The sequence below is a fragment of the Bifidobacterium leontopitheci genome, from assembly GCF_009193355.1.
Classification (GTDB): Bacteria; Actinomycetota; Actinomycetes; order Actinomycetales; family Bifidobacteriaceae; genus Bifidobacterium; species Bifidobacterium leontopitheci.
Window position 1 is genome coordinate 20,785 of sequence record NZ_WBVT01000013.1, and the last position, 16,156, is coordinate 36,940.

The following is a 16,156-nucleotide window of genomic DNA, read 5'->3' on the forward strand; positions in this document are numbered from 1 at the left end:
TCACCGGCGTGGCGGGCGACCACCCTCAGTCTTCGCTCCCGCTCAGACAGCTCCCGCCGACGGGGAGCGAGAATATGGTCCGCGAGCTGCAAGCAGCCGCACCCTACAGTCCGAGGAACAGCTCGTGAATCCGGGTGTCGTCGGTGAGCTCGGGGTGGAACGCCGTGGCGATGATGTTGCCCTGCCGCAAGCCGACGATCCGGCCGTCGACCTCGGTCTCGACAGTGGCCTTGTCGCCAACCGACACGACGAACGGCCCACGGATGAACACCAGCGGAAAATCCTTGATGTCGCCGAAGTCGGCGGTCGCGGCGAACGAGCCGAGCTGACGGCCGTACGCGTTGCGGCGGACCACGGCGTCAAGCGCGCCGAAGTACACGTGCTCGTCGTTGTCGAGCTTCTTCGCGAGCAGGATCATGCCGGCGCAGGTGCCGAACACCGGCTTGCCCGCGGCGATGTGCGCGGCGATCGGCTCAAACAGTCCGGTGGAGTGCAGCAGCTTGCCCTGTGTGGTGGACTCGCCGCCCGGCAGGATCACGCGGTCGATGGAATCGTCGAAATCCTCGGCCGCGCGCAACAGCTTCCACGGGGCGCCAAGCCGGTCAAGCATGGCGGCATGCTCGGCGAACGCGCCCTGCACGGCGAGAATGCCGGTCACGCCGTGCGTCGCGGATTCGGCGTCGGCCGACTCCTCTTTGGAAATGTATTCAACAGCTACTACCATAACTACTCCTTGGCTCCCGCTGGCGGGAGCTGTCGAACGCACATGAGACGGGGTGGCGGCACGGATCGCGCTCACCACCCCAGCCAGCCTTCAGCTGGCAGCCCCCGCCAGCGGGGGCATCCCATTAACCGAAACGGCCGAGATCACTCGCCGCGGGCGGCCATGATGGTCTGGATCTCGTCCTCGTTGATGCCGACCATGGCCTCGCCCAGGTTCTCCGACAGCTTGGCCAGCAGGTCGGCGTCCTGCCAGTTCGCTGTCGCCTTGACGATCGCCGCCGCACGCTTGGCCGGGTCGCCGGACTTGAAGATGCCGGAGCCGACGAACACGCCCTCCGCGCCGAGCTCCATCATCAGTGCCGCATCAGCCGGAGTCGCGACGCCGCCGGCAGCGAAATTGACGACCGGCAGACGGCCGTTATCATGCACATACTTGGCGAGATCGTACGGAACAGCCAGCTGCTTGGCCGCCTCGTACACCTCGTCGTCGCGCAGGCCGACAAGCTCGCGGATCTGCTTGTTCATCGTACGCATGTGACGCACGGCCTGGATCACGTCGCCGGTGCCCGGCTCGCCCTTGGTGCGGATCATCGCCGCGCCCTCGGCGATGCGGCGCAGCGCCTCGCCCAGATTCTTCGCGCCGCAGACGAACGGCACGTCGAACTGGCGCTTGTCGATGTGGTAGACGTCATCGGCCGGAGAGAGCACTTCGGACTCGTCGATGTAGTCGATGTCGATGGCCTGCAGGATGCGCGCCTCGGCGATATGGCCGATGCGCACCTTCGCCATGACCGGAATGGAGACCGCCGCCTGGATGCCCTTGATCATCGCCGGGTCGGACATGCGGCTCACGCCGCCGGCCGCGCGGATGTCGGCGGGGATGCGTTCCAGCGCCATGACCGCGCACGCGCCGGCGTCCTCGGCGATGCGCGCCTGCTCCGGCGTGGTGACGTCCATGATGACGCCGCCCTTGAGCATCTGGGCGAGATTCCTGTTGAGTTCGGCTCTGTTCTGTGCCATATTGGTATGTTCCTTTGTTGAATGTCGTCTATGCATGGTGCTGACTGATGCATGGTGCTGACTGTCGTCATCCACAAGCCAACGCGGCTCCCACCATTCCGCGACACGGTCGCACACAAGGCACCATGCTAGAAGCGGACGCGCACGGACACGCGAAACGCCCGCATTCCGGCGATAACGAAAACCTATAACCGGCTATATCCCATTGCCGCATCCCGTTGGGCTGCGCCCTGTTGTGCCGCGTCACCGGAAACGCGTCACCCTGCTCGGGCGAGCACAGTGACGCTGGTGCGAAAACTCAGCAATGCCAAGGGGTCGCGAGCTTACGTCACTCAGCAAGGGCGAGCACAGTGACGTTGAACGGGCCACTGCAGGGGCGACCGCCTACAGTCCCTCCCCGCCCCGCATTTGTCGTCGCCGCACAAAAGCGAGCGCCGGCATTCGTACGTGTCCACAGCGTCGCGCACGGTTACGCGGCCGTAACCTGAACGGTGGAAACGGCGGCACCAGCCATGCCGCCATGCCACGAACCGCCGCACGCCCCGTATCCGGAGCAACGCCAAGCACGCCACGCGGCACACCACACGACTAAGGAACGCCATGTCAATCGAACACACCGACGAAATCGCCCAGCAGGCAACGCAGCCCGCCGACGCAGCCGGCACCATCGCAACCGCCGAGACCGGCACTCCCGCCACCGCACCCACCGTCGAACCGCCGATCGCCGAGTACACGACCCCCGGCAACATCGACGTCGCCGACGACGAAACCCTCTACTCACTGCTCACCGAACGCATCGAACGCACCGGCAACGCGACGACCATCGCCGCACGCAAGACCGGTCCCGGCGCGTGGGCGAACATCACGACCGGCGAATTCCACCGCATGGTGCTCGCCGCCGCGAAAGGCTTCATCGCGTTCGGCATCGGCAAGGGCGACGCGGTGACGCTGTTCTCCGCGACCCGGTACGAGTGGGGCGTGCTGGACTTCGCGCTCGCCGCCATCGGCGCCGTGAACGTGCCGATATACGATACGGATTCCGCATCGCAAGCCGAGCGGATCATCAACGACTCGACCGTCAAGCTCGCCATCGCCGACAACCGCGAACGCTTCGACCGGCTCGACTCGATCAAGGACCACTGCCCCAGCCTGACACGCATCCTCATGATGGACGGCAACGCGCTCGGCGCGCTCGAAGGCATGGGCGTGGTCGTCTCCGACGAGGAGCTGGACGCGCGCATCGCCGCCACCCACGCCGACGACCTCGCCACCATCGTCTACACGTCCGGATCCACGGGCGCGCCCAAGGGCGTGGAGCTCACGCACCGCAACTTCCTGTCCATCGTGCGCGCCGGCTACGAATGCCTACCCGAAATGATCTGCGACAACCATCCGCGGCTGCTGCTGTTCCTGCCACTCGCCCACTGCTTCGCCCGGTACATCCAGTATTGCTCTATCGGCTCCGACGACGGCGTGGTCGGCTACCTGCCGGACACGAAGTCGCTGCTGCCGGACCTGCGCAGCTTCCGGCCGACGTATCTGCTCGGCGTGCCGCGCGTGTTCGAGAAAGTGTACAACGCGGCGTCGCGCAAGGCCGGCACCGGCTGGCGCGGACGCATGTTCGCAGCGGCTGCCGAGGCGGCGCGCGAATGGTCGCGCGTGGAACAGGCCGGCGGACGTCACGGTGCGAAGGCGACGGCCGAACGCGCCACGTTCGAGTCGCTCGTGTACCGGACCGTGCGCGGCGCGCTGGGACCGAACATCCGGTACGTGGCGTGCGGCGGCGCGCCGCTGTCGCCTGACCTGGCGCACTTCTTCGCCGGCATCGGCCTGCCGATGATCCAGGGGTACGGCATGACGGAGACGGCGGCGCCGTTCACGGTGACGCGCGTCGGCGACAACAAGATCGGCACGGTCGGCCAGCCGGCGCCCGGATCGTCCGTGCGGATCGCGGCCGACGGCGAAGTGCAGGTGCGCGGCGCGAACGTGTTCCGCGGATACCACGGCCTGCCGGAGAAGACGGCCGAAACGTTCACCGCGGACGGATGGCTGCGCACCGGCGACCTGGGGTCGTTGGACGAGGACGGCCGACTGACCATTACGGGCCGTAAGAAGGACATCATCATCACAGCGGGCGGCAAGAACGTGTCGCCGATCCCGCTGGAGGAGGAGATCGTCAAGTGCCCGATCGTGGAGCATGCGGTGGTCGTGGGCGACGGGCGGCCGTTCATCGGCGCACTGGTGACGCTCGATCCCGAAGGCTTGGCGGCGTGGCTGCCGACCGTCGGGGCGGATGCGGGGATGTCGGCTGCCGCGGCGGCCGCACTGCCAGCCGTGCATGAGGAGATCCAACGGTACGTGGACCGCGCGAACGCGACGGTCTCGAGGGCCGAGTCGGTGCGCAAGTTCGTGGTGCTGGACGCGCAGTTCACGCAGAAGAACGGATGCCTGACGCCATCGCTGAAGGTGGTGCGGCCGGCGGTGAACCGCGTGTTCAGCGGGGTGATCGACCGGGACATCTACGCGGGCAAGCGGTAGGGGCGGCCGCGGGGGCGGGCCAGGGCCGGCTGCGGTCGGGTCAGCTGCGGCAGGTTGGCTGCGGCCAGATCGACGGCGGCAGACTAGGGCCGGGCCGGGGCCGGGCTGGCCGGGGCCGGGCTGGCCGGGGCCGTGCCGATTGGGCCGTTTCGTCCGGACGCCCCTATTCCCGGTTTTCTCCCATATGTGACTCCCGGAATGGGAGAATCCCGGGAGTCACAGAACCCGACTCCTGGTTTTCTCCCATTCCGGCACTTCCAAATGGGAAGATTCCGGGAGTAACAAACCGGACTCCCGGATTTCTCCCACCCGAGGCGCCCGAAATGGGAGAATCCCGGGAGTCACCAAACCAAACTCCCGACTTCCTCCCACTCCGGCACTTCCAAATGATTACGGGAGTCACCGATTCAAACTCCTGATTTTCTCCCATTCCAGCACCCCCAAATGGGAGAAAATCGGGAGTCCCAGAACCCGACTCCCGGGATTCTCCCATCGGGGACCATCCAAATGGGAGAATTCCAAGAGTCACGGAATTCGACAATCACCCTGTTTCTCATCAAAGCACCGTAGCTATAAACTACGACACGCCGGTGAATCGATTCAATAGCGAAGCTCCGACCACATGACCCGAAAACCTGTCGGTCGACATCAGAAATCCGCTACTCTGCAATGGCATGAACACCACATCCGCACGAATCGACACCCTGATCTCCCGGGCGCAGCACGACCAACGCTGCGCACACCCGGAGACCCACAACGACTACAAAGCCATGGTCCGCAGGTGCAAGGCAGGCAAGCTCGTCAATCCGTACCCCGGTCTGTTCTCCGACGCCATGTATTGGAGATCACTGGACGCCACCGAACAAATCCTGCATATCGTGCGCTCACTGGCAAAGCTGCATCCTACATGGGTGTTTGCCGGTCCGACCGCGGCGGCAATCCACGGGCTCGAACACCAGTGGTCCATACAGGACCGCATCTATATCGCCGATGCGCATCAAGGCAACGATCTGGACCCCGGCAAACCGGTCAACCGCATCTACATGGCCGAAATCCCCGTAACCGTCGTGAACGGCATCCGCGCCGTCACGATGGAACGAACGGTGCTGGACTGTGCACGGCTGCTGACGTTCCCCCACGCGCTGGCCGTGTCCGATTCAGCGTTCCGTCGCATTGCCCTAGGCGAGCGAGGCTGGAGAAGCGACGCCTCGGCACGCATACGCGCATTCGCCGGGCGTATCCGGGGTATGACACAGGGATTGCGGAACGCCGATGCCGTGCAAGCCGTGGAGCAGGTGCTGCGTTACACCGATCCGGCCAGCGAGAACGGCGGGGAATCGTTCATGCGCGGGGCGATCCTCGAGGAGCGGTACATGCCGCCTCAGCTGCAGCGGCAATTCGCGAGCGCCGCCCGACCGAACAACGGATATCGGGCCGACTATACGTGGACGACCGCGGATGGAAGAATCATCGTCGGGGAGTTCGACGGGATGGGCAAATATGTCGATCCGGCGATGGCAGGCCGCGCGTCGATTCAGGAGATCGTGAACCGGCAGAACGCGCGTGAGCAGGACCTGCTGGCGGCCGGCGCACATCTCGTCTTTCGACTGACCTTCGATGACGCCTTGCACCGGACGCAACTCGTCACCAAGCTCGACACGGCTGGCGTACCGCGCAACGGCGAGGCGCTCGATGCGGTCGGCGACCTGCGCAAGCTGCGGCTCCGGCACAGCGAACGGCGTTGGGGACACGGATACACACAGGCGGCATGAGACGGATCGGAGCGGAACGAGACAGCCCGGCAGTCAGGTGCGATGCGAATTAGTCCCGGATTTCTCCCATCCCGCACCGCCGGAATGGGAGAATCTCAGGAGTCCGCGGCTCAAACTCCCGGGTTCCTCCCATCTGGCACCGCTCAGATGGGAGAATATCAGGAGTCACCGATTCAGACTCCCGGAATCATCCCATCCCAGCACCTCCAAATGGGAAGATTTCGGGAGTACCAGATACAAACTCCCGGGTTTCTCCCATCCGAAACCACCCAGATGGGAGAAACCCGGGAGTCTGATGGATGCCCGAACACCGGGCCGCGGTCACCCGCCATCCTTACCGCGCCCAACGACCGACAGTCCGGCTACTCGGCGATGCTGCCGTCGAGCGCGTAGAGCATCTCGTCGGCCTCAGTCGGCACGGAAGTGAATGCGACGCCCGGGGCCCACAGGGTCGGACGATGCTTGAGAACCACCACGCCGCCCTCCTGCCGGATATCACGGGCGAAGCGCTTGTCCGGATTGCTCAGCCCGCCGTGCTTCCACCACCATTGGCGGATCTGCCCTTGCCCGCCGAAATGGGTGGTCACCGACGCACCCTCGCTGCCGGCCGCCGTCACCCACTCGTCCTTGACGTTGGGGTCATACCACAGGATGCGCACGCTGTCGAGGCTGCCGTTCCTCGTCGTGTAGGTACGCAGCACCGACTGCCGGTTGTTGCGCACGTCGCTGACGAACCGTTCGAGCGGCCCACTCTCGCTCTTGTCGACGAAGTAGTACGGGAAGTCCTCGTCGTCGATGCTCGCCCAACCACTTTCGGCGACGCCGTTGTTGACGTAGCCGCGTTTCTCCAGCTCTTCGATGGTGATGTTCGGGTCGAGCTTGATCAGTTCGTCCTGGATCTTGTCGGCGGTGACCGCCGTGGCGGTCTGCCACAGGTAGGCGCCGGTGACGAACACGGCGAAGACGAGCGCGGCGGCCAGCAGCCACCACCATGAGGGGCGACCGTCCGGGTGGAGGGCGGAGAGAACCTTCTTGAATCCGGTCCTTTGCGATGCGACGCTCGCCGTCATGCCCTGCTGTTCCTTGTTCATGATGGCCTCCTTCGGTCATGATCGCCGTTGCGGAGGCGATGAATCCGATCGGGGGAATTCCTCGATGATTCCACGGTACGTGCACGTCACCGGCCGCCGCCAGCGGATGTCATGCAGGGTATTACATCCGCTGACCGCCGCATGTCGCACGCCGTACACTCAATGATATGAGCAACCATGATTCGGATTCGCAGCGGCACGGGCAGGATGCCGCAGCGCGCTTGTCGCCACGACCGCAGACGACGCACCCGTCGGCGCCACGACCGGCTGCGCGCGCTATGGACGCTGTCTCGATTGCCCTGGTGGACAATGACCGCATGGCGCTGATGGCATTATCGTCGCTGCTGGTTCGCATGGGGTTCAGGATCGTATGGACCGCGCAATTGGGCGCTACCGCAATCCAGCGGTGCATCCGCCCGCAGGACCGGCCGGATGTGCTGCTGGTGGACATGGCGTTGAGCGATATGACCGGCGTCGACGTGTGCCAAGCCGTGCGTGCATGGGCGCCGAGCCTGCCGCTGATCGGCATCACCGCGTACGACCCGCAGGTCTACCGTGACCTTGCCGTGTCGTCCGGGGCCCGGACCGTCATCAGCAAGGATGATCTGAACCGGCTTGCGCAGGAGATACGCCTTGCCGCGGCCGATCGCGTGAACGTCGGCCGCACGGCAGTCGATCAGGATGACCGTGTCGCCGGCTGCACGTCAAGACATACGTCAGGCGGGCAGACGTCAGCCGGCGACACGGCAGTCTGCACGGCGGACAGTCGCACCGTGAACAGTCGCGCGGCCGACGACAATGCAGCTGACACAACCCACACCCACGACGCAGCCGCTGCCCACGACGCAGCCGCTGCCCACGACGCAACCCAACCGTCCGCCGCACCCGGCTCCCCCGCCGCCGCAACGCCTGCGCCTGAACGCTCGTTCCGGCTCTCCGCCCAGCAGACGACGATCATGCGACTGTACGCGGACGGCCGGTCGACCGAAGACGTGGCCGCCGAACTCGGCATCTCCAAGGGGACCATCTTCGCGCAGGTCGCACGGGTGCGCGAGAAGCTGCACGCGCGCGACCGCAACGAGGCGGTGGCGCTGTGCCGACGATATCTGAGGATGTGACATGATGAACGGAACACAGGCAACACAAGATGGCATCGTCGCACAAGCCTGCGCCGCAACGTCAGCAGGCGGCGCAACGCAGGCCGACAGCCAGCCGTCACAGCCGCATGCGCAGTGTCACCGGAGTGGCATAACCGCATCGCCGGCGCGTGGGACGCGGCACGCGCAGGATGGTGCGCGCGTCGGTTCCGACACGGCAACGCATGCGACAATGAACACGGCAACGCACGCCGCTTCCCGCGCAACAGCTCACGCGCCCGACCTGCTCGCCGACCCACGCACCAGGCTGCTGATCGCCTGCTCGTCGCTGCCGGTCGTCATCGAAACCATGATGATGCACGCGAACGGCAGCGGCGGCACCACGGCGGTCACGCTCGCGTTGCTGTGCGTGTGCGGCTGTCTGCTGATGTCGCTTGCGCCGCGCGTGGGCGGACTCGCAATCGTGGCGGTATGGGTGTGGCGTTGCGTCGCGCCGGAGACGACGGCCGTGTCGCCGTTGTTCTGCCTGCTCATGGCGATTCTGGTGATGTCGTACCGGTCGGGTGGGCTGGCCGTGGCGGCCGCAGTCGTCGCCGAAGCGGCCACGGCGGCGCGCATCTGGCTGTATCCGTGGGATTCGAGCATCATGGCGACCGTGTGCGCGACTGCCGCGTTTTTGATGGTCGCACTGTGGATTGGTTCGATGATGAGCTGGCGTGAGCGGCTGGAGGCGGAGGAACGCGAGCGTGCGGCGTTGCTGCGGCAGCTGGAGCATCAGCAGTTGGCGACGGAGCTGCATCATTCGGTGGCGAACGACCTGACGACTATTTTGCTGCTCGCCCGGCAGCTGGAGGATGGGTTGGGCGATGGCGAACGGCACGGCGGCGACGTCGTGGCGGAAAGCCGGCAGTCGAGCGGCAGGCCGGCTGGCGTACGGGCGCGCGGCTTTGCAGAGGACGCAGGCGCGGTGGATGACGGACCTTCAGCCGATGCCTGCGTCGGCAAGGCTGAAGGAGCGGCTGACGAAGCCGCCGAGAAGATTGCCGACGACATCAGGCGGTTGGATGTTGTTCGGCTGATAGAGCAGGTTGCGACGGAATCGTTGGGCAAGGTCCGCACGCTCATCGCGGGGTTGGATCAGGCGGACGCTGGCGGTGCGGGCAGTAGCGGCACCGCCGGCGCGCTCGGGAACAGCGGTGCGGGCTGGGGCGGCACATCCGTTACGAGCGGTGGTATCGATGCGGCCGGTAGCGGCACCGCCGGCGCGCTCGGGAACGGCGATGCGTACGGCGGTAACGGCGCGGGCAGCGGCAGCAGTACGGCTAGCGCAGTCGGGACCGGCGGTATGAGCGGCGGCCGCGTGGACGAACGTGACGCGGCGACAGCCATCTATCCGGGCAGCGGGCCGCGCACATCGCTCATCATGCTGAACGCGGACGAACTACGATTCGACATGCAACGCTACCGGTCGCGGATCGAGGCGCTCGGCTTGACCGGCACGATGATGGTGAGGGGACCGTCCAACGTCGAATGCACGCCGGCAAGCCGCGCGGCTTTGCTGGAGATCATGCAGGAGATCGCCGGGAACATGACGAAATACGCGTCCGGCACGTTCTGCATGGTCGTCACGCTGGAGCCCGGACTGGCGACCGTGTCCGCATCGAACGGCGTGGCGGATGGTGCCGGCTTAGCGGATGGTGCCGAAGAGACGGATGACGTCGCCGTCACGGACGCCGGCGAGGCGGCGAAGGACAGCGGACTGCCGCAGACTGCCGGATCGCCGTTCAGCGGGGGCAGCGGACTTGCGCGCTGCCGGCGTGAGGCGGAGAGGCTTGGCGGCGAATTCTCCATCATCGCCGACGACGGCGCGTGGTCGTGCCTGCTGAAGCTGCCGCTGGCATGATGGTCTTGCCGCTCAAGTCGGCCGACGGACCGTACCCGCAACACCATACTCGAGTACGGTCGGTCAGGACTCCACAACGAAACGTACCCAAACCAGCCCCTCCGAGTACGGTCCGTTGAATAATCACAACGGAACGTACTGGTAACGCACCCTCGGGTACGGTCCGTCAGGAATTCACAACGGACCGTACCCGCAACACCATACTCGAGTACGGTCAGTCATACTTCCCGCAACAAAACGTACCCAAACCAGCCCCTCCGAGTACGGTCCGTTGAATAATCACAACGGAACGTACTGGTAACGCACCCTCGAGTACGGTCCGTCAGGAATTCACAACCGAACGTACCCGCAGAGCCCACACGAGTACGGTCCGTTGATATGACAAAACCGGCCGTACCCGCAGAATCTCTACGGGTACGACCGGTTCAATCACACGTTGTGACGCGGCCGGGCGGTCACGTCACAACGGTCAGGCTCACGCCTCGACGGCGGCAGAGGCCTTGTCGGCGGCGGCGTCGGCGATAGCGCGACGCTTGGCGAGCTCGGCACGGATGAACGGCTCGTTCTTCTCGAAGTGACGGTAGCCGAGCATGATCACGATGCAGATCGCGTAGACGATGACCGGCAGCCAGATGAAGCAGAACTGGATGGCGTTCAGCGCCTCCGGGGTCTGCTGCTGGTTGGCGACGTAGCCGGCGGCGGCCATGATCTTGGACGGGATCAGGTTGCCCAGGCCGGATCCGAACTGGATGCAGAACGAGGCGCCGACGGCGGAGAGCAGGCCGGCGGCACGGATGCCGTTCTTCCACTCGCCGTAGTCAACGGTGTCGGCCAGCATGGCGAACGGCATGGCGAGCGCCATGGCGGCGCCGAGGATGGAGATCGCCCAGAACACGACGAACAGGGCGAAGCTGTGGGACGCGGTGAGCAGCAGCAGCTGGCCGATGATGGACATGACCATGCCGAGAATCATCGTGTCGGTCTTGCCGGCCTTGCCGAAGCGCTTGGAGATGACCGGGATGAGGAACGTGGTGATCAGGCCGAGGATCTGCATGCCGTTGAGGATCGTGGCGAGGTTCTCGTTGTTCAGGTTGTACTTCGCGTAATACACGGCCACGGACATGCGGTCTTCCTGGGCGATCCAGAAGATGACGAACGCGACGATGAGAATGATCCACGGCCAGTTGCCCTTGATGGCGTGCAGGCTCTCCTTGAACGGCAGCGGGTTCTGGGTCTTCGGATCGTAGTTGTGTTCCTTGATGTTCTTGAACGCCCACAGGAGCAGCGCGATGGCGATCAGGCCGTACAGGGCGAAGGTGACCATGAAGCCGACCTTCTGGTTGGTGGCGCCGGTGAGCGCCTTGCCCGCCCAGTTGACCAGCGGAATCGTGCAGACGGCGGTGATGAACGTGCCGAACAGGCCGCCGGAGAGGCGGAACGTGTTGGCCTTCACGCGCTCGGCCGGGTCGGGCGTGAGGTTGGAGAGGATTGCGGTGATCGGCGTCTGGATGCCGGTGTAGACGATGCCGGCGGCCAGGATGTAGGTGACGGCGGCGTACACGGCCTTGCCCATCGGCGGCAGGTCGGGCGCGGTGAACGCAAGGAAGACGGTGATGGCGAACGGGACGGCCATCCACAGGAAGAACGGGCGGGACTGGCCCCACTTGGTCTTGGTGTGGTCGACGATGGAACCCCACACGGGGGCGGAGATGCAGTCGCCGATACGGGCGATGAGGAGGATCCAGCCGGCCGCGGCGGCGGTGATGCCGAACACGTCGGTGTAGAAGAACATGATGTAGGTGCCGAGCGACGAGTACAGCAGGTTGCCTGCCATATCGGTGCTCAGATAGGCCAGTTTCTCACGGACCGGAAGCACGCCGTTGAACTCGGGCTCCCCTGCCTTGGCTTGCGTTGCCATGTGATTCCTCATTTCTTTCCGTTGTCCTTTGCGTGAAATCTTTTCGTCCTGCACGAAAGTTGATTTCACGTCGAGCAGATGGTCGCAGCGAACTGAACAAAATCCTTCCAAAACCATTTGCCGAATCGTTATGATAGCGCTCACATTTTTTCATGTCAACTTTTACATAGACCATTGGTATTCCAACGTTTTTACGGCGTGTCACAGTTGTGTGAGCGCTTCACTTTTCCCCATCACAAATACGCACACGCAAACAAACATCCTTCATGTTCGTTTACCATTGCCGGACTCACGTCACCACAGCAGGGGCGCACAGAAGACAGCCGAAACACCAGCGTTCCCACCACCGTCCGGCCACATGGTCGGCGAAAAGTTAACATTATCCAACGAAAATTACGCAGTCGTCCGAGACATGCGGAAGACGCACGGCCAGCACGCAGCCGACGCACGCCCGCCGTGCCGAAACATAGCAAAAGGCCGGAAAACAGCGAGTGCGGCACGTCGCGTAGGCAACGTGCCGCACTTCACCGGCAGAGCGCGACCGCGGTATCCAGCTGGTCGCCGTCGCGGCTTCGGCTGGCAGCCGCGACGCAGGCTCAACGAAACCGCGACAGACCGTCGACTCAGCTCATACAGCCGCGAGACCGCAGACGGAACCGCACCTGGCGGTCCCATCTGGCGGCCGCGCGCGACTCAGGCGAGCGTCGCGTCGATGTACAGCTTGGTGACGCTGTGTTCGCCCGGCTTGATGACGATGAGGTCCTTGCCAGTGTTGAACGCGTTCGCGTAGGCGGTCTGCGGCTCGATGGCCGTGCCTGCCGGGTGCATGAACGCAGGGAATCCGGTGCCGGTGCACATCTGGAACGAGGTGATGGTCTCGTCGCCGCCGACGTGGACGGTCAGGCCGTCAGGACGCTCGAACGTGGCGTAGGTGCGGCCGTCCGCATTGTGGTGCACGTCGGTCCAGGCGTCGTCGAACGGCTGGTTGACGAGCAGCGCGCCGGAGCGGAAGTCGTACTTGGTGCCGTCGACCGGCTCGGTGCCGGTGGGGATGAGGTTGTCGTCGACGGTCACGTGCGTGTCGGCGGGGATGGTGACGCGGCACTTCGCGTTGTGGCCGTCGATCTCGTCGCCGTACCCCTTCTCGCCGTTGGACAGCCACGGGTGGATGGCGAGCGCCCACGGCAGGCTGGTGTCGCCGTTGTTGTACGCGTCGAGCGTGACGGTCAGGCCGTCGGCGGTCAGCTCGTGCGTGGCGGTGACGATCAGGTCGAACGGGTAGCCGAGCAGGAACGGCATGCGCCACGACTGGGTGACGGACGTTTCGCTGAGCGACTCGAGCTTCCAGTAGCTGCGGTAGCCGTAGCCGTGGATCGCGGTGTTGCGGTCGTGCTCGTCGATGGGCAGCGTGTAGGTCTTGCCGTCGAACGTGTACTCGCCGCCGGCGATGCGGTTGGGGAACGGGATGAGCAGCTGGCCGTGGCATGTGGTGATCGGATCGTTCGGGCCGAGGGGGACGATGACGTCCTTGCCGCGGTACGTGAGCGTGCGCAGGTCGGCGCCGAGTTCGGTGACGACGGCCGCGTAGTCGCCGAACTTGATCGAGTACTGTTGGCCGGTGCGCGGAGGGAAATGCTGGGACATGGTGGTGACGGTTCTTTCGTTGGGGGTGGAGTTTGGGTGGGTGGCGACGTGGGGTGCGGCGCGCGACGGAGAACTGGCTGCCGTGCGTCGGTGGATGGTCATTGCCGGATGATGAGTGACGGATAGCGCGGATATGCGACGGACCGTACCCGGACAGCGGTCTACGGGTACGGTCCGTCAGGATTTCGCAACCGAACGTACCCGAACGATTCCGCCGGATACGGTCCGTCAGGAAATATCGACGGACCGTACTCCCAGTTGACGCGAGAGTACGGTCCGTTGAAAAACCATGACCGACCGTACGCAAACAACACCATTCGGGTACGGTCCGTTGCTGCACCGTCGACGAAACGTACTCGTACGACAGTTTCGAGTACGGTCGGTCGATAATATTTGACGGAACGTACTCTAATGACGATTCCGAGTACGTTCCGTCATTTTTTCTGACGAAACGTACCCGAACGTCACGTTAGAGTACGGTCGGTCAAGAAAACCTGACGAAACGTACTCGGACGCCGACTGAGAGTACGTTTCGTTGATAAAACCTGACGGAACGTACTCTAATGACGATTCCGAGTACGTTCCGTCATTTTTTTCTAACGGAACGTACTCGGACGCCCGCGCGCGGGTACGATTCGCGCTCAGTGACGGTTGTTCAGACGGTGGTACATCTCGCTGATCTCCAGTTCCTTCTCGAACTGGCGGGCGTCGGTGTTCTCGTCGATGACGGCGAGCTCGACGCCGGCGATGCGGGCGAAGTCCTCCCAAGCCTCACGACCGACGGAGGTGGTCATGCAGGTGTGGTGGGAGCCGCCGGCGGTGATCCAGCACTTGACGGCGGTCTTCAGGGACGGACGCGGCTTCCAGACGGCGCGGGCGCACGGCAGCTCCTTGAGGGAGCCCTGCGGCTCAACGACGTCGACGACATCCATGAGCAGACGGAAGCGCTCGCGCTCGTCAGCCATGGAGACGACGACCGCACCCTGCTTGGGGGCGCCGGAGAAGACGAGGCGGACCGGATCGGCCTTGCCGCCGATGCCGAGCGGGTGGATCTCGAGCTTCGGCTTGGCGATGGTGCCGATGGACGGGGAGACCTCGAGCATGTGGGAGCCCATGTCGAGCTCGTCGCCTTCGGTGAAGTTGTAAGAGTAGTCCTCCATGAGGGAGGCACCGCCGGGCAGACCGTAGCCCATGACTTCGCCGATGCGCACGAGGACGGAGGTCTTCCAGTCGCCTTCGGCGGAGAAGCCGTAGCCGTACTCGGAGGGCAGACGCTGGGCGCCGACGCCGGGCAGCTGCGGCAGGGTGCCGAGATCCTCGAAGTTGTCGACGGCGGCGGTGCAGCCGTTCGCCTGCATCATGTTGACCATCGCGGCCTCTTCCTTGGCGGCGATGTACAGGGAGTCGTACTTGGAGTCGAGCAACGCCGGGTCGACGTCGTACTTGGCCTTGTAGTCCTCGATGATGGCCTTGACCTGATTGTCCTTGACGGCGTCGTAGGCGGCGCACAGCTCGTTGACGGACCAGGTGTTGATGGAGGCGCCGAACACGCGCTCGGCTTCGGTCTTGTCGCCTTCGGTGACGGCCACGTTGCGCATGTTGTCGCCCCAGCGCATGACCTTCATGTTGTTGGAGGCGTCCCAGCCGGCGGCGGCGCGCGCCCAGGTGCCGACCTGCTCGGCGACTTCAGGGTCGGTGTAGTGGCCGACGACGATCTTGCGCGGGATGCCGAGGCGGGAGACGATGTAGCCGAACTCACGGTCGCCGTGGGCGGCCTGGTTCAGGTTCATGAAGTCCATGTCGATGGTCTCCCACGGGATCTCCTTGTGGTGCTGGGTGGCCAGCTGCAGGAGCGGCTTGGTGAGCACTTCGAGGCCGCGGATCCACATCTTGGCCGGGGAGAAGGTGTGGCACCAGGCGATGACGCCGATGACGTTCGGGTTGGCGGAGGCTTCGACCATGAACTGCTTGACGCCGTCGGAGGACTTGAGGGTCGGCTTGAGGACGATCTTGGCGGGGATCTTGCCGGTGTTGTTCAGGTAGTCGACCATTTCGGCGGAGTGGAGGGCGACCTGACGGAGGGCTTCCTCGCCGTAGAGGTCCTGCGATCCGACGCCGAACCAGATTTCCTTGCCCTCGAAGGGGTTCTGCTTTGCCATTGTTGGCTCCTTTGTCTGTTGTGTCTGTGGATTGTTGAGTTGTGAAACGATTGTGTGGCGGCTCGCCCGTGAGGGAAGCCGCCGAGGGGGTGCTGTCTGATGCGCTGTCGCGGGCGGCGCTCCCCCAGTCGGCTTTCGCCGACAGCCCCCTTCACCGAGGGGGCCGAGGGGGAACTGCTCCCGCTACCAGCACTGAGATAACGAGTGCGGCTTCAAGGCGCGGAGAGCGAAGGCGTACGACGGTACGTCGAGCTCTCCGCAACGCAGAAGACGCTCCGTTATCTCAGTGCG

General features: G+C 64.5%; 10 protein-coding genes. 4 read left to right on the forward strand and 6 right to left on the reverse strand.

Annotation, left to right across the window (positions count from 1 at the left end):
* Positions 1–103: 103 nt before the first annotated feature.
* Together pdxT and pdxS are read right to left on the reverse strand one after the other, a co-directional pair.
* On the reverse strand, positions 104–724 hold the full coding sequence (gene pdxT / locus F7D09_RS05565) for a pyridoxal 5'-phosphate synthase glutaminase subunit PdxT (protein WP_152234426.1): 621 nt from the start codon (positions 722–724) through the stop codon (positions 104–106).
* 143 nt (positions 725–867) lie between these two features.
* On the reverse strand, positions 868–1,743 hold the full coding sequence (gene pdxS, locus F7D09_RS05570; protein ID WP_152234427.1) for a pyridoxal 5'-phosphate synthase lyase subunit PdxS: 876 nt from the start codon (positions 1,741–1,743) through the stop codon (positions 868–870).
* Positions 1,744–2,343: 600 nt separating this feature from the next.
* Between pdxS and F7D09_RS05575 the strand changes: the two genes are divergently transcribed.
* Positions 2,344–4,281: an AMP-dependent synthetase/ligase gene (locus F7D09_RS05575; RefSeq protein ID WP_152234428.1), complete on the forward strand. Its 1,938-nt coding sequence runs from the start codon at positions 2,344–2,346 to the stop codon at positions 4,279–4,281.
* A gap of 674 nt (positions 4,282–4,955) precedes the next feature.
* Positions 4,956–6,053, forward strand: a complete 1,098-nt coding sequence (locus tag F7D09_RS05580; RefSeq protein WP_152234429.1) for a CTP synthase — start codon at positions 4,956–4,958, stop codon at positions 6,051–6,053.
* 362 nt (positions 6,054–6,415) lie between these two features.
* Here F7D09_RS05580 and F7D09_RS05585 read toward each other — a convergent pair whose 3' ends face one another.
* A complete protein-coding gene (locus F7D09_RS05585; RefSeq protein WP_152234430.1) occupies positions 6,416–7,144 on the reverse strand; it encodes a hypothetical protein in 729 nt (242 codons plus the stop codon).
* Between the two features lie 278 nt (positions 7,145–7,422).
* On the opposite strand from F7D09_RS05585, the gene F7D09_RS05590 reads away from it, so the two are divergent.
* A complete protein-coding gene (locus F7D09_RS05590) occupies positions 7,423–8,262 on the forward strand; it encodes a response regulator transcription factor (RefSeq protein ID WP_226835988.1) in 840 nt (279 codons plus the stop codon).
* A 211-nt stretch (positions 8,263–8,473) separates the two neighbouring features.
* The gene (locus tag F7D09_RS05595) at positions 8,474–10,144 is read left to right on the forward strand and encodes a hypothetical protein (RefSeq protein ID WP_152234432.1); all 1,671 of its coding nucleotides are present in this window, start codon (positions 8,474–8,476) and stop codon (positions 10,142–10,144) included.
* 475 nt (positions 10,145–10,619) lie between these two features.
* Here the strand turns inward: F7D09_RS05595 and F7D09_RS05600 are convergent, their stop codons facing one another.
* From F7D09_RS05600 to araA, 3 genes are all read right to left on the reverse strand, one after another.
* Positions 10,620–12,062, reverse strand: coding sequence for an MFS transporter (locus tag F7D09_RS05600; RefSeq protein WP_226835984.1), 1,443 nt, complete (start codon positions 12,060–12,062; stop codon positions 10,620–10,622).
* Between the two features lie 693 nt (positions 12,063–12,755).
* Positions 12,756–13,706 (reverse strand): aldose 1-epimerase family protein, encoded by a 951-nt coding sequence (locus F7D09_RS05605; protein ID WP_152234434.1) that lies wholly within the window; start codon positions 13,704–13,706, stop codon positions 12,756–12,758.
* A 641-nt stretch (positions 13,707–14,347) separates the two neighbouring features.
* Entirely contained in the window at positions 14,348–15,865 is a 1,518-nt protein-coding gene (gene araA / locus F7D09_RS05610) for an L-arabinose isomerase (RefSeq protein ID WP_152234435.1), read from the reverse strand.
* Between the last annotated feature and the right edge of the window lie 291 nt (positions 15,866–16,156).

Bases quoted from the DNA above. Each gene is read 5' to 3' on its own strand.
- F7D09_RS05575 (WP_152234428.1), top strand. From the start codon at position 2,344: ATGTCAATCGAACACACCGACGAAATCGCCCAGCAGGCAACGCAGCCC.
- pdxT (WP_152234426.1), bottom strand. From the start codon at position 724: ATGGTAGTAGCTGTTGAATACATTTCCAAAGAGGAGTCGGCCGACGCC.
- F7D09_RS05600 (WP_226835984.1), bottom strand. From the start codon at position 12,062: ATGGCAACGCAAGCCAAGGCAGGGGAGCCCGAGTTCAACGGCGTGCTT.
- F7D09_RS05595 (WP_152234432.1), top strand. From the start codon at position 8,474: ATGAACACGGCAACGCACGCCGCTTCCCGCGCAACAGCTCACGCGCCC.
- pdxS (WP_152234427.1), bottom strand. From the start codon at position 1,743: ATGGCACAGAACAGAGCCGAACTCAACAGGAATCTCGCCCAGATGCTC.
- F7D09_RS05585 (WP_152234430.1), bottom strand. From the start codon at position 7,144: ATGAACAAGGAACAGCAGGGCATGACGGCGAGCGTCGCATCGCAAAGG.
- araA (WP_152234435.1), bottom strand. From the start codon at position 15,865: ATGGCAAAGCAGAACCCCTTCGAGGGCAAGGAAATCTGGTTCGGCGTC.
- F7D09_RS05590 (WP_226835988.1), top strand. From the start codon at position 7,423: ATGGACGCTGTCTCGATTGCCCTGGTGGACAATGACCGCATGGCGCTG.
- F7D09_RS05580 (WP_152234429.1), top strand. From the start codon at position 4,956: ATGAACACCACATCCGCACGAATCGACACCCTGATCTCCCGGGCGCAG.
- F7D09_RS05605 (WP_152234434.1), bottom strand. From the start codon at position 13,706: ATGTCCCAGCATTTCCCTCCGCGCACCGGCCAACAGTACTCGATCAAG.